The sequence below is a fragment of the Arenimonas sp. genome (genome assembly GCF_044353605.1).
Taxonomy (GTDB): Bacteria; Pseudomonadota; Gammaproteobacteria; order Xanthomonadales; family Xanthomonadaceae; genus Arenimonas.
This window is the reverse complement of the sequence record NZ_JBILBO010000013.1, coordinates 31,343-44,188: the sequence shown is the minus strand read 5'-3', so window position 1 is coordinate 44,188 and position 12,846 is coordinate 31,343. Positions and strand designations below refer to the sequence as shown.

The window sequence follows — 12,846 nt, the reverse complement described above, 5'->3', positions numbered from 1 at the left end:
GTGCTGTCCGAATTCCGCGAGTATGGTGCTTCCCGACGTCTGCAGGAAGCGCAGAACGAGCTGTTGTCGACCATGGCCTGTCATGGTTCCGTGCGCGCCAACCGGCGTTTGAGCGTTCCGGAAATGAATGCCCTGCTGCGCGCCATGGAAGCCACCGAGCGCTCCGGCCAATGCAACCATGGCCGCCCGACCTGGGTGCAGTTGAGCCGATCCGAATTAGACCGTTTATTCCTGAGGGGACGATGATGCGTACATACACCATGGTGCTGACCGCGCTGTTGCTGGCCGGTTGCCAGCAGGGGCCGAGTCCGGAGCAATTAGCCAAGGAAAAAGCCGAAAAAATGAAACATTACAGCGAAATCATGAAGTGGCGCACGGAGCGCATTGGGCGTTTGACCAAGCCCGACGGATGGCTGTCACTGGTCGGGATGCATTGGCTACCGAAATCGGGCGTAACCCGGGTCGGTTCGGGCGAAGCCAATGGAACGCGGCTTACTGTCGGTCCGGACAAACTCGGCCTGATCACCATCGATGAAGGGAAACAGGTCTGGTTGCAGCCAGAAAACGGCGTCTCGCTAAGCATTGATGGTCAGCCGGCCGCGGGCCGGACCAAACTTTTGCCGGATTCTCAGGGTACGGCAACCGTGGTTGGATTCAACGACGGCAAGGCCAGTTTCATCGTCATCGAGCGGGGCGGCAAGCTCGCACTGCGCGTGCGCGATTCCGAGGCCGCAACCCGGACCAGATTCACCGGAATCGATTATTTCCCCGTGGATAAGACCTTCCGTTACACGGCAACCTTCACGCCGCATGATGCCGGACGGACCATCGACATCGTCAACATTCTTGGCATGGTCGAGCCGATGATGAATCCAGGCACGGTGACGTTCAGTGCCGGCGAACAGAAGTTCACCCTGGAAGCCATCGATGAGGGTGATCACCGCCTGTTCCTGGTCTTTGCGGACCGTACATCGGGCAAGGAAAGTTATGCCGCCGCCCGCTTCCTGTATGCCGAGTATCCGGGGCCCGATGGCAAAACGGTGGTTGACTTCAATAAGGCCTACAATCCCCCCTGTGCCTTTACGGCATTCTCGACCTGTCCGATGCCGCCACCGGAGAATCGGATGGATATAGCAGTTGTCGCGGGTGAGAAAAAGCCGCGAAAAATCACCCCATGAAAAAAATAACGCCTTGGCTCGCGCTGGCGTGTTTTGTTGCCGGTTGCGCATCGGGAACAGCGAGCACACCAGCGATCTGGAAGGTCAGCGATGCCGATAACAGTGTCTATCTGCTTGGATCTTTTCATGCCTTGAAGGCTGAAGATTATCCGCTATCTAAAAGCGTGATGAATGCCTATGCCGATGCCGAACGAATGGCCTTTGAGGTGGCGCCGCATGAACTGCAATCTCCCGACCTGGCGGCACGAATGCAGCAGGCGGCGCTGTTGCCGGGCGGACAGAATCTACAGGCGCTTCTGCCCGAAGCATCATGGCACCGACTGTCGGTCTGGAGCCAAGCCAACCCGTCATTTCCCATCGCCAGTCTGAACCGACTTGAACCTTGGTTTGTGGCGATTCTTGTGGTCAATACCCAGGCAAAGGCGCAAGGATTCGAGTCCGAACTTGGTGTGGACCGGCACTTCATGGCGGCGGCAAAACCAGTGGCTAAACCGGCCATTGGACTGGAAAAAGCCAGCCAGCAAATCGACCTGTTCGATGGCATGCCGCTTCAGGCGCAACAGCAGTTATTGCAGGAGGCCCTGGATGCTAATGCAGCGGACAATGCACGCGACCTGGAAAAGCTCCGTCGTTTGTGGAAATCCGGTGATGTCAACGGCCTACAACGCGAGACCGTCGCACGTATGCGTCGCGAGTATCCTGATCTTTACCAAAGCATAAACGTGGACCGTAACCATGCGTGGTTACCGCAGGTTCAAGCAATGCTAGATGATGAAGCAAGTGACGAAACTATGGTTGTGGTCGGCGCGCTGCATTTGCTGGGTGACGACGGTCTCGTCCAGCTTTTACGGAAAAAGGGCTATCGTGTCGAACGCCTGAAGTAAGTCAGCGTGCAACGATGTCGATACAATCGACCGGACATGGAGGAATGCACAGATTGCAACCGGTGCACCAGTCGGCCAGCACGGTATGCATGCGTTTCGAGGCTCCGATGATGGCATCGACCGGGCAGGCTTGGATGCACTTGGTGCAGCCGATGCATTCAGCCTCGCGGATGATCACCACGCTATCCGGTAAAGACGCGCCATGCTTTGGATTAAGTGGTTTGGCCTCCACCCCGAGCAGCAAAGCCAAGGCGCGGATACCGGCGTCGCCGCCAGGTGGGCACTGATTGATGTCGGCGCGACCCTCGGCAATGGCTTCGGCATACGGACGACAGCCGGCAAAATCGCATTGCCCGCACTGGGTCTGCGGAAGCAGATTATTGATGTCGTCGGCCGTCGGCCTGTTCGCCATGCTTATTTGACCGGATGTCCGGGTTGCGCGCCAGTGTCGGCATCGAGCAGGTACAGTCCATCATCACCGCCGGCCGAGAGGATCATGCCTTCGGATACCCCGAAGCGCATTTTGCGCGGCGCCAGATTGGCGATGAACACCACCTTGCGACCGATCAGTTTTTCCGGTTCGGCGTAGCTACCCCGAATTCCGGAAAAAATCTGACGTTGCCCGAGATCGCCGGCGTCCAACAGAAAGCGCAGCAGTTTGTCGGAGCCGTCAACGAAACTGCATTCCAGGACTTTACCGATGCGCAGGTCGAGTTTGGCGAAATCGTCGATGCCGATGGTGCCGGGTGTGGGTTCAGCGGCAGCTGGCTTTTTGGGTTCGGCAGCTTTAGCCGATTTGGCATCGGCTGCAGGTGCGGCGGTGGCGGTGTCTTTGGAGGCGTCAATCATGGTTTGGATGTTCTTCGGGTCGATGCGGGTGAACAAGGGACTATAGGCGGCAATGCGATGGCTCAGCAGCGGGGCCCTGAAGTCGGCCCAGGTGCTTATCGGGGCATTGAGGAAGGATTCCGCCTGTGCGGCAACCTGCGGCAGAATCGGTTTGAGTGCCACGGCCAGTACGCGGAACAGATTCAGTGCCTGCGTGCATACGCCATGCAATGCCGCGCTCTGGTCCAGATCCTTGGCAAGCACCCATGGTTTCTGTTCGTCGATATAACGGTTGGCGATATCGGACAAAGCCATGGTCTGGCGCAGGGCTTGGGCCGTTTCACCCGCCAGATAGCTCTCCCGGATGGCAATGAATTCGGTTTCGAACTGCGAATAGGTGGCGGTGTCGGGCAGGCTGTCCGCCAGCATGCCGTCAAAACGGGTGTTGATGAAACCGGCGCAGCGGCTGGCGATGTTGACGAACTTGCCGACGATGTCAGCATTGACCTTGGCCACGAAATCCTCAAGGTTGAGATCGAGATCGGCCACGCCGGAGCCGGATTTTCCGGCGAAGTAATAGCGCAACGCTTCCGGCTGCAATCCAGCTTCAAGATAGCTGCGTGCCATGACGAAAGTGCCGCGTGATTTCGACATCTTGGCGCCGTTGACGGTCAGGTAGCCGTTCACGTGTAATTTGGTCGGTGCGCGGAAGCCGGCGCCATGCAGCACCGCCGGCCAGAACAGGCCGTGGAAGTTGACGATGTCCTTTCCAAGAAAGTGGTGAAGTTCGGTTTGGTTTTCCGCGTTGCGCGTGGCATCCAGAAAGGCATCGAAGTCGAGGCCTTCACGCTCGCATAAGGCCTGAAAGCTCGACAGATAACCGATCGGTGCGTCCAGCCAGACATAGAAGTATTTTCCGGGCGCATCGGGAATCGGGAAGCCGAAGTAGGGCGCATCCCGCGAAATGTCCCAGTCACGCAGTCCACCGTCGGCATCCAGCCACTCGCGCAATTTGGTTTTGATTCCCTCGTGTGCAACGTCGCCCTGCAGCCAGTCGTTCAGGAACTGCGTGTAATCACCGAGTTTGAAGAAGTAGTGTTCGGATTCCTTCAAGACCGGCTTGGCGCCCGAGACCACCGAAACCGGATTGATCAACTCGGTCGGTGCGTAGGTGGCGCCGCAGTTCTCGCAGTTGTCGCCGTACTGGTCGGCCGTTTTGCAGTTCGGGCAGCTGCCCTTGATGTAGCGATCCGGCAGGAACATCTGTTTTTCCGGATCGAACATCTGGTTAATGGTACGCACCGCGATACTGTCGCGCGCCTTCAGTGCGGCATAAACGCGCTCGGTAAAGGCCCGGTTGTGTGGCGCGTTGGTCGAGTCGTAGTGGTCGAAGGCGACGCCGAAGGCCTTGAAGTCGGCCTCATGGCCGGCCTGGATGCCGGCGATGAACTGCTCCGGGCTCAGTCCGGCCTTTTCCGCGGCAAGCATGATCGGGGTACCGTGGGTGTCGTCAGCGCAGACGAAATGGGCGGTGCCGCCGGCCAAGCGGCGGGCGCGGACCCAGATGTCGGCCTGGATGTAGCCGACCAGATGCCCCAGATGCAGGGGGCCGTTGGCATAGGGAAGGGCAGTGGTAACGAGCGCGGGCGTGATAGACATAATTGAATTATAAGGCTTTGGCGTATCGCTGTGGCTTTCCAGTACAATATCGTTTTGCCCCGAAGCACCCCTGCATGTCCCTCACAGAAGCCGCCATCCGCGCCGAATTGGCTCATATTTCCGATCCCGACACCGGCCTGGACCTGATTGCGGGCAACCATGTGCAGGCCATCGGTGTGGACGGCAACAACGCAGCCATCGCCCTGCAGTGGCGTTACCCGGCGCGTTCCGCGCACCCGGCCATGATTGTCGCCATCGAATCCCGTTTGAAAACCATGCTCGGCGCCACCGCCGTAGCGGTCAGCATCGACACCCGCATTCCGGCACATAAGGTCCAAAACGATCTGTCGCCACTGCCGGGTGTGAAGAACATCATTGCTGTGGCTTCGGGCAAGGGCGGTGTCGGCAAGTCCACCACTGCCGTCAATCTGGCTCTGGCACTGGTCGCCGAAGGTGCGACCGTCGGCATACTGGATGCCGATATCCACGGCCCCTCGATTCCGATGATGCTCGGTATCACCGGCAAACCCGACAGTCTCGACGGCAAAACCGTCGAACCGAAAATCGCGCATGGCCTGCAGGCGATGTCGATCGGCCTGTTTCTGGGTGAAGACACCCCGACCATTTGGCGCGGCCCGATGACCACCCAGTACCTGCAGCAGTTATTGACCACCACCCGCTGGCAGAATCTGGACTATTTGATCATCGATCTGCCGCCGGGCACCGGCGATATCCAGCTGACTTTGGCGCAACGGGTGCCGGTTTCAGCGGCAATCATTGTCACCACGCCGCAAGATATCGCTTTAATAGATGCCAAGAAAGCATTGAAAATGTTCGAAAAAGTGGAAGTTCCCGTTCTTGGAATCATCGAAAACATGGCGACTCATATCTGCAGCAACTGCGGTCATGCCGAGGCTATCTTCGGCGAGGGCGGCGGGGCACGCATGGCCGAACAATACGGTGTGGAACTGCTCGGGCAGCTGCCCTTGGCGCGCCACATCCGTGAACAAATGGATTCCGGTCGGCCGACAGTCGCCGCCGATCCCGATTCGCCGGCGACCGCGGCTTACCGTGGCATCGCTCGCAAGGCCGCAGCCCGGCTTTCCCAGCAGGCCCGCAACAAAAACATTGGCATTCCCAACATCGTCATCCAAAATACCTGAACCCTTTCCGAGACCCGATATGAGCATCAAATCCGACCGCTGGATCCGCCGCATGGCCGAACAACAGGGCATGATTGAACCGTTCGAACCCGGCCAGGTCAAAACCGCCGCCGATGGCCATCGCATCGTGTCCTACGGCACCTCCAGCTACGGCTACGACGTGCGCTGCGCCCGCGAGTTCAAGATCTTCACCAACATCAACTCGACCATCGTCGATCCCAAGGCTTTCGATCCGACCAGCTTCGTCGACATCGAAGCCGATGTCTGCATCATTCCGCCGAACTCCTTCGCGCTCGCGCGTACGGTCGAGTTCTTCCGCATCCCGCGTGACACGCTGGTGGTGTGCCTCGGCAAAAGCACCTACGCGCGCTGCGGCATCATCGTGAATGTGACGCCGCTGGAACCGGAGTGGGAAGGCCATGTCACGCTCGAGTTCAGCAACACCACACCGCTGCCGGCGAAAATCTATGCCGGCGAGGGCGTCGCGCAGATGCTGTTCTTCCAATCCGACGAAGTCTGTGAGACCTCTTACAAAGACCGCGGCGGCAAATACCAGGGCCAGACCGGCGTTACGCTACCGAAGACCTGAGTTCTACCGAGCGTCAGAATGACGCGCCCGGTTACTGTGGGAACGCAATCTGAAATTGGCTATTCAAGCATGAATTACTTTGGCCCCTTTTCGTAAGTATTCCTCGATTATCAATTTATTTCAGCTTTCTTAATTTGCTCAGATATTCCATCGTAAGTAAGCATGCAGGCATTAATGATTTCAGGTCGGTTGTAATTTTTTTTGCATATCTTTTCTCTAGATTCGCGATGCTCGGTTCGGCAAGCATCCTCCATTGGTGTGCTACCAACATATACACCGTCAGCGTATCGTCCAAACTCTAGAGAGCATAACGTACTTCTATTTTTGACTGGTTCGATAGCTAAGGTGGTTGAAGCGCCTATCGCCAAGAGAAATCCGAATGAAGTTATCTTTCGCATATTTATTCTGTTCCTTCATCTGAGAGTTTATGTATCAAAAGTTTGGCTTGATAATTCAATTTAGACTTAGGCTGAAATCAGCGTCAATCAGAAAAATTCTTCAATAAAGCTGTATTCAGTAGGTCCAAAACATCCGCCGCCTCGGCGTCGTCATACGGCTGACGCTGACCCGAATTCCAGACCGGCGCTGGCCAAGCGGCATCGCCGTCATGGCGCAGGATCACATGGATGTGCAGCTGCGGCACCACATTGCCCAGAGCCGCGATGTTCAGCTTCTGACCGTGCGGAAACGCCTGCTGCAGTGCGCGGGCTGCGGCATTGATTTCGGCCTGCAACTGCAGTTGGTCCGGGGTGCTCAGATCGGGCCATTCGCGCACATTCGGCACCCGCGGCACCAGTATCAGCCAGGGAAAGCGCGAATCGTCCATCAGCCCGATCCGGCACAGCGGGGCGTCCAGCAGAAAGTGGGTGTCGGCCTCAAGGCGGCCGTCGAGTCGGAATTCAGGCTGATTCATCAATGGCTTGGTCGGGAAACGGTATAATCCAAGCCCCAGTATCCGGTGCCGGTTCCCGCATGTCAAAGTCCAACCCGAAAGTCGGTTTCGTCAGTCTCGGCTGCCCCAAGGCCTTGGTCGATTCCGAGCGCATTCTGACCCAACTGCGGGTGGAAGGCTACGACATCGTGCCGACCTACGACAAGGCCGACGTGGTGGTAGTCAACACCTGCGGCTTCATCGACTCGGCGGTCGAGGAATCGCTGGATGCCATCGGCGAGGCCATGGCCGAGAACGGCAAGGTCATCGTGACCGGCTGTCTGGGCAAGCGCCCGGAGCAGATCCGTGAGCAGTTTCCGGATGTGCTGTCGATTTCCGGTCCGCAGGATTACAGCACGGTGATGAGCGCGGTGCATGCCGCTTTGCCGCCCAAGCACGATCCGTTCATCGATCTGGTGCCGGACTACGGCATCAAGCTGACCCCGAAGCACTACGCCTATCTCAAGATTTCCGAAGGCTGCAACCACCGTTGCAGCTTCTGCATCATTCCGTCCATGCGCGGCGATCTGGTCTCGCGTCCGGTGGACGAGGTGTTGCGCGAAGCCGAGAAGCTGGTGCGTGGCGGCGTGCAGGAGCTGCTGGTCATTTCACAGGACACCAGCGCCTACGGCGTGGATCTGCGCTATGCCGAACGATCCTGGCGTGAAAAAACCTACCAGACCCGCATGAAGGACCTGTGTGCAGGCCTCTCGGAGCTTGGCGTGTGGTCGCGCCTGCATTACGTTTACCCGTACCCGCATGTGGACGACATCATTCCGCTGATGGCCGAAGGCAAGCTCTTGCCGTATCTGGACATCCCGTTCCAGCATGCCAGTCCGCGCATTCTGAAACTGATGAAACGTCCGGGCGCGGTCGATAAGAATCTCGAGCGCATCCAGAAATGGCGCGATATCTGCCCGGACCTGACCATCCGTAGCACCTTCATCGTCGGCTTTCCCGGCGAGACCGAGGACGATTTCGAGCAGTTGCTGAGTTTCATCGATCAGGCCGAGCTCGACCGGATCGGCGCCTTCGCCTATTCGCCGGTGGACGGCGCAGCCGCCAATGCCTTGCCGGATGCCGTTCCGGAAGAAATCAAGCAGGAGCGTCTGGCGCGTTTCATGGAGCTGCAGGCGGATATCAGTGCCGAGAAGCTGCAGCGCAAGGTCGGCAGCGTGCAGCAGGTGCTGGTCGATTCCCTGGATGGCGAGCTGGCCATCGCACGCTCGAAAGCCGATGCCCCCGAAATCGACGGTCTGGTGCAGATTCAGGACGGCGAGCGCATGGGTTTGAAACCCGGTCAATTCGTGGATGTCACCATCATGGGCGCCGACGAGCACGATCTGTTCGCGCTGGTCGATCCGGAAAACGCCGACTTCTAAGCCTCGTAGTCGATTGAAACCACGAGGTAGCGGGTCAGGCCCGTCGGCAGTTCGACCTCGAATTCCATATCCACGGCCTTGTTCAACGCCGCCCGTGCCAGTGGCGAGTCGATGCTGATCCAGTTCGATCGCGCATCGGTTTCATCCGGCCCGACGATCCGGTAACGGCGCACATCCCCGTCCTCGTTTTCCAATTCGAAATGGGCGCTGAAAAAAATGCGGTCACGCGGGGTTTTGTCCTGTTCGGGGACTTTCAGCACCTCGATGCGTTTGCTCAGATAGCGGACACGCCGGTCGATTTCACCCAGTTGTTTCTTGCGGTAGATGTATTCTGCGTTTTCAGAGCGATCCCCTTCGGCGGCGGCAGCAGACAATGCCCTGACCACTTCCGGGCGCCGGACCTGCCAGAGGTCCTGAAGCTCCGCGCGCAGGCGTTCACGGCCGTCTTGAGTGATCAGGGCGGTGCTGGCTTCGGAGGGTGGACGCCATCGGCTCATGGGGTATTCACGAAAAATTTATGGAGTCTGGGTCAGCTATGACAGATAATGCAGTTTGGATAGCATAAAGCATGTGCCAAGGAGATTTCATGCGGATCAGCCGATTGTTAGTCACCATCCTGTTTGCCGGGTTTTTTTCCGGCAGTGCGGATGCCGCCAAGCCGACCCGGGAGTCCCTGCTTTATACGCAGATCGATCAAACCCTGAAAACCTATCAGCAGGCCCGGGATCTTTACGAAACCGGTGATGACAGCCAGTTGGTGGTGATGAACAAGGCCATCGAAGACCTCGAGGATCAGGCCAATCAGTGCTTCAAGCTGAAGACCTGCTCGAAAACCAAGGTCATCAGTGCCTATGAGCAGCTGATTAAGCAATCGGATATGCCTTCTTCCGCAGCTTCTGGCGCTACCGCCTTGGCACCTCAGAACATACCGGCCTTGGGTACGACGATCAAACTGCTGGGATCTCGTAATCTCGAGCTGCTAACCAAATACAACGAGCCGATGCAGGCAGCCATCGCCAACTGGTTGACGGTAAATCGCGGGTTCTTCATGGACTCCTGGGAAAACTACCATTACATGCGCTATCTGATGGCGCCGGAGTACGAAAAGGCCGGCCTACCAGAAGCCTTGCTATTCGGCATGATGACCAAGGAGTCCGGCGGCAAGGTGCATTCGGTGTCCAGGGCCGGCGCAGCTGGCCCCCTGCAATTCATGCCGGCCACGGGCCGCAGGTTCAAGCTGGATTCGGGTCCGGGCTATGACATGCGTTACGATCCTCAGTTCGCGACGCGCGCCAATGCCCAGTATATGAATGAGCGTTTCGAAGAGCTCAACCGCAGTTTGGAAATGGCTATTGCCGGTTACAACGGCGGTGAAGGCCGGGCCCGGCGCATCTATGGCGAACGCGGCGGTGATTTCTGGCAGGAGAACGTGTATACCGAATGGCCGGCAGAAACCCGCGATTACGTGCCGGCTGTATTGGCAGCGGCTTGGTTGTTTCTGCACGGCCATGAATACGGTCTGACCTATCCGAAACTGGATTACTCACCTGGCAGTCTGACCCTGCAGCGTGCTACAACCATCAACGAACTCACCATCTGTCTGGGTAATCCGCATAATCAGTCCGGCTGGTTCCGTGTCCTGCGCAACCTCAATCCGCATTACGAGCCCGGCCAGTATATTGCGCAGGGCATCGTCCTGCGTGCCCCTAAGAAACTTGTTGCCAGTTATCAGGCCAACTGCGTTGGCGGGCCGCGTAGCGAGCAAGCAAAAATGCTGACCCAGGCCCGCAAGACCCCGGTTTTCTACCGGCCAGCGCCGGTCATCGTCGCCGAAACAACGGCCAACGACGATATGGATTCCGCGTCGGCGGTTTCGCAAAAGCACAACGGTAAATACATCGTCAAGCCGGGCGAAACTCTGATGATGATTACTCGAACATTCGACTGCGATCTCAGTCGCTTAATCAAGGTCAATGATCTTTCCCCACCGAACTACGTTATCCACCCTGGTCAGGAAATCATTCTGATAGGCTGCAAGAAATAAACAAAAAGCCGGCTTTGGCCGGCTTTTTGTTAATCCTGGATTTTGATTACAAAGCGTCCCATCCCGCTTTCGGTGCGAAGCGCGCACCGTACTTGTTCTCTAGTGATTTCAGTGTGGCCAAGGCCGGTTCCCTGCCGATGGCCTTGATGTGTTCGATCGGGCCACCGCGGAACGGAGCAAAACCGGTACCGAAAATGACACCGGCATCCAACAGCTCGGCATCGCTGACCACGCCTTGATGCAGGCAGGACACGGCTTCATTGAGTAGAGCGAATACCAGGCGGTCCTGCAGGTCGTCGGGTGCTTTGTAATCCTTAGCCAAGTCCGGTTTCACCGTTTTGCCATCGACCCACTTGTAAAGGCCTTCACCGTCTTTCTTGCCGCGTTTTCCTGGCGTCACCTGCAGCGTGTCCGGCAATGTCTGGCCGTGGAATTCGGCCATGATCTTGCCGACACTGGCGGCAACATCCAGGCCGACTGTGTCAACCAATTCGATGGGTCCCATCGGCATGCCGAAGTCCAGCGCGGCTTTGTCGATGGCGCGCCCCGGAATGCCTTCCGAGAATGCCAAGATGGCTTCCTGCATGTAGGGCGCCAGAATGCGGTTGACCAAAAAGCCAGGGGTTCCGGCGACCGGTACCGGTAGTTTGTCGATGCTGCGGCAGAACGCAGCCAAACGGCGTTCGGTTTCGGCGGCCATGCCAGCATGACGGACGATTTCCACCAGCGGCATCATCGCTACCGGATTGAAGTAGTGCAGACCGGCGAAACGTGCCGGGTGGCTTAACTTTGCGCCGAGCGTATCCAGCGCGATCGAGCTGGTGTTGGATACCAGAAGGGCGTTCGGCTTCATTTTCGGTTCCAGCGCCGCATACAGTGCCTGTTTCGCTTCCAGATTCTCGAAGATGGCTTCGATAACCAGGTCGGCCTTTCCTACGCCATCTCCAGCCACATCGGCCTGCAAACGCGCACGAGTCGCTGCACGCTTGGTTTCATCCTTCACCTTTTTCGCGAACAGGGTGTCGGCACGGTCGAGCGCGGGTTGGATGTACTGCATTTCGCGGTCTTGCAAGCTCACATCGAAGCCGCGCAGGGCGCACCAGGCGGCGATATCACCGCCCATCACACCGGCGCCAATCACATGCACATGGGCAATGCCATGCTCCTTCCCGCCAAGCGATTTCAGGCGCTCCATCAGGAAGAAGATACGGGTCAGGTTGCGCGCGGTCGGCCCCTGTGCCAGTTTGGCGACCGAATAACCTTCCTGTTTCAGCGCCGCGCGCACCGGCATGCCGCCGGATCGCCGCCAGGTGTCAATCAGGCTATAAGGTGCGGGGTAATGGGCCTTGCGGGCTTTGCGCGCCACTTGTTTGGTCAGTACGCCGGGCAGAATCTGCCGAGCCAGCCAGCTGTTGCTGAGCCACGCTGTCGCTTTCTGTTTGAACGGGCGATTGACGCCGTGTTCGATGAATTCGACGGCCTTGTTGACCATCAGGTCCGGCGCGGTCACTGCGTCGACCAGACCGATGGCGCGTGCCGCTTTGCCCGAAAGTGCGCGACCGGTCAGCATCATGTCGAAGGCCGCCGGGGCGCCAACCAAGCGGGGTAGGCGAACACTGCCACCCCAGCCCGGATAGATGCCGAGTTTCACTTCCGGCAAGCCGATGCGGGTACTGGCATCATTCGACGCCACGCGTGCGCTGCAGGCCAGGCTCAGCTCGGTCCCTCCGCCCATGCAGTGGCCGTGAATCAAGGCGACCGTGGGGCAGGGCAGTTCGGCGATGCGCTGGAAGATGTTCTGACCGTTGCTGATGGCATCGAGCACCGTCCCTTTGGCATCGAATTCGGCGAATTCGGCGATATCGGCACCAGCGATGAAACCGGCTTTTTTGGTGGAACGGATGATCAAGCCTTTCGGCGGCGCGAAGGCCATGCGCTCCAACAGGCCATCGAGCTCATTCAGCACGGCCTGACATAAGGTATTGACGCTGGTGTCTTTGCGTTCAAGACTGAGAATCAGGATGCCGTCGTTGCGTGCTTCAAGCTGCCAATGCTGCGGGGAAAGACCACTGAACTGATTCATACATTCGTTTGATTGAAATTGAAGTAAGCTTATCATCACCGTTTTGCGCATATTGGTCAATTATCGGGAACTTTTGCGGCCCGAAAGCGACAAACCCCGTAGCCA

General features: G+C 57.9%; 11 protein-coding genes and 1 pseudogene. 7 read left to right on the top strand and 5 right to left on the bottom strand.

Going from position 1 to position 12,846, the window contains the following annotated elements; genetic code table 11:
• The 3 genes and pseudogenes from mutL to ACIQ1A_RS08085 form a co-directional block, all read left to right on the top strand.
• Window positions 1–246, top strand: a pseudogene (gene mutL / locus ACIQ1A_RS08095) (DNA mismatch repair protein MutL); the annotation flags it as partial.
• Window positions 243–1,178, top strand: a complete 936-nt coding sequence (locus tag ACIQ1A_RS08090) for a DUF1684 domain-containing protein (protein ID WP_395770557.1) — start codon at window positions 243–245, stop codon at window positions 1,176–1,178. The pseudogene mutL and the gene ACIQ1A_RS08090, both read left to right, overlap by 4 nt.
• On the top strand, window positions 1,175–2,062 hold the full coding sequence (locus ACIQ1A_RS08085; RefSeq protein ID WP_395770556.1) for a TraB/GumN family protein: 888 nt from the start codon (window positions 1,175–1,177) through the stop codon (window positions 2,060–2,062). The genes ACIQ1A_RS08090 and ACIQ1A_RS08085 overlap by 4 nt, the downstream gene beginning before the upstream one ends.
• A 1-nt stretch (window position 2,063) precedes the next feature.
• Here ACIQ1A_RS08085 and ACIQ1A_RS08080 read toward each other — a convergent pair whose 3' ends face one another.
• Window positions 2,064–2,474, bottom strand: a complete 411-nt coding sequence (locus tag ACIQ1A_RS08080; protein ID WP_395770555.1) for an RnfABCDGE type electron transport complex subunit B — start codon at window positions 2,472–2,474, stop codon at window positions 2,064–2,066.
• A 2-nt stretch (window positions 2,475–2,476) separates the two neighbouring features.
• Window positions 2,477–4,549, bottom strand: a complete 2,073-nt coding sequence (gene metG, locus ACIQ1A_RS08075) for a methionine--tRNA ligase (protein WP_395770554.1) — start codon at window positions 4,547–4,549, stop codon at window positions 2,477–2,479.
• 74 nt (window positions 4,550–4,623) lie between these two features.
• On the opposite strand from metG, the gene apbC reads away from it, so the two are divergent.
• Window positions 4,624–5,712, top strand: a complete 1,089-nt coding sequence (apbC, locus tag ACIQ1A_RS08070; RefSeq protein ID WP_395770553.1) for an iron-sulfur cluster carrier protein ApbC — start codon at window positions 4,624–4,626, stop codon at window positions 5,710–5,712.
• 19 nt (window positions 5,713–5,731) lie between these two features.
• Window positions 5,732–6,301: a dCTP deaminase gene (gene dcd / locus ACIQ1A_RS08065; RefSeq protein WP_395770552.1), complete on the top strand. Its 570-nt coding sequence runs from the start codon at window positions 5,732–5,734 to the stop codon at window positions 6,299–6,301.
• Between the two features lie 481 nt (window positions 6,302–6,782).
• Here the strand turns inward: dcd and ACIQ1A_RS08060 are convergent, their stop codons facing one another.
• Window positions 6,783–7,214 (bottom strand): HIT domain-containing protein, encoded by a 432-nt coding sequence (locus ACIQ1A_RS08060; RefSeq protein WP_395770551.1) that lies wholly within the window; start codon window positions 7,212–7,214, stop codon window positions 6,783–6,785.
• A gap of 59 nt (window positions 7,215–7,273) precedes the next feature.
• Here ACIQ1A_RS08060 and rimO point away from each other — a divergent pair, with 59 nt between their 5' ends.
• Window positions 7,274–8,614, top strand: a complete 1,341-nt coding sequence (gene rimO / locus ACIQ1A_RS08055; RefSeq protein ID WP_395770550.1) for a 30S ribosomal protein S12 methylthiotransferase RimO — start codon at window positions 7,274–7,276, stop codon at window positions 8,612–8,614.
• Here the strand turns inward: rimO and greB are convergent.
• A complete protein-coding gene (greB, locus tag ACIQ1A_RS08050) occupies window positions 8,611–9,111 on the bottom strand; it encodes a transcription elongation factor GreB (RefSeq protein WP_395770549.1) in 501 nt (166 codons plus the stop codon). The two genes, rimO and greB, sit on opposite strands and share 4 nt — an antisense overlap.
• Window positions 9,112–9,200: 89 nt before the next feature.
• Here greB and ACIQ1A_RS08045 point away from each other — a divergent pair, with 89 nt between their 5' ends.
• A complete protein-coding gene (locus ACIQ1A_RS08045; RefSeq protein WP_395770548.1) occupies window positions 9,201–10,658 on the top strand; it encodes a transglycosylase SLT domain-containing protein in 1,458 nt (485 codons plus the stop codon).
• 46 nt (window positions 10,659–10,704) lie between these two features.
• On the opposite strand, the gene ACIQ1A_RS08040 is transcribed toward ACIQ1A_RS08045, so the two are convergent.
• The gene (locus tag ACIQ1A_RS08040) at window positions 10,705–12,741 is read right to left on the bottom strand and encodes a 3-hydroxyacyl-CoA dehydrogenase NAD-binding domain-containing protein (RefSeq protein WP_395770547.1); all 2,037 of its coding nucleotides are present in this window, start codon (window positions 12,739–12,741) and stop codon (window positions 10,705–10,707) included.
• Window positions 12,742–12,846: the final 105 nt, after the last annotated feature.

Coding starts and splice junctions, on each gene's coding strand:
- ACIQ1A_RS08090 (WP_395770557.1), top strand. CDS start 243: ATGATGCGTACATACACCATGGTGCTGACCGCGCTGTTGCTGGCCGGT.
- rimO (WP_395770550.1), top strand. CDS start 7,274: ATGTCAAAGTCCAACCCGAAAGTCGGTTTCGTCAGTCTCGGCTGCCCC.
- ACIQ1A_RS08085 (WP_395770556.1), top strand. CDS start 1,175: ATGAAAAAAATAACGCCTTGGCTCGCGCTGGCGTGTTTTGTTGCCGGT.
- apbC (WP_395770553.1), top strand. CDS start 4,624: ATGTCCCTCACAGAAGCCGCCATCCGCGCCGAATTGGCTCATATTTCC.
- metG (WP_395770554.1), bottom strand. CDS start 4,549: ATGTCTATCACGCCCGCGCTCGTTACCACTGCCCTTCCCTATGCCAAC.
- ACIQ1A_RS08040 (WP_395770547.1), bottom strand. CDS start 12,741: ATGAATCAGTTCAGTGGTCTTTCCCCGCAGCATTGGCAGCTTGAAGCA.
- greB (WP_395770549.1), bottom strand. CDS start 9,111: ATGAGCCGATGGCGTCCACCCTCCGAAGCCAGCACCGCCCTGATCACT.
- ACIQ1A_RS08080 (WP_395770555.1), bottom strand. CDS start 2,474: ATGGCGAACAGGCCGACGGCCGACGACATCAATAATCTGCTTCCGCAG.
- ACIQ1A_RS08060 (WP_395770551.1), bottom strand. CDS start 7,214: ATGAATCAGCCTGAATTCCGACTCGACGGCCGCCTTGAGGCCGACACC.
- dcd (WP_395770552.1), top strand. CDS start 5,732: ATGAGCATCAAATCCGACCGCTGGATCCGCCGCATGGCCGAACAACAG.
- ACIQ1A_RS08045 (WP_395770548.1), top strand. CDS start 9,201: ATGCGGATCAGCCGATTGTTAGTCACCATCCTGTTTGCCGGGTTTTTT.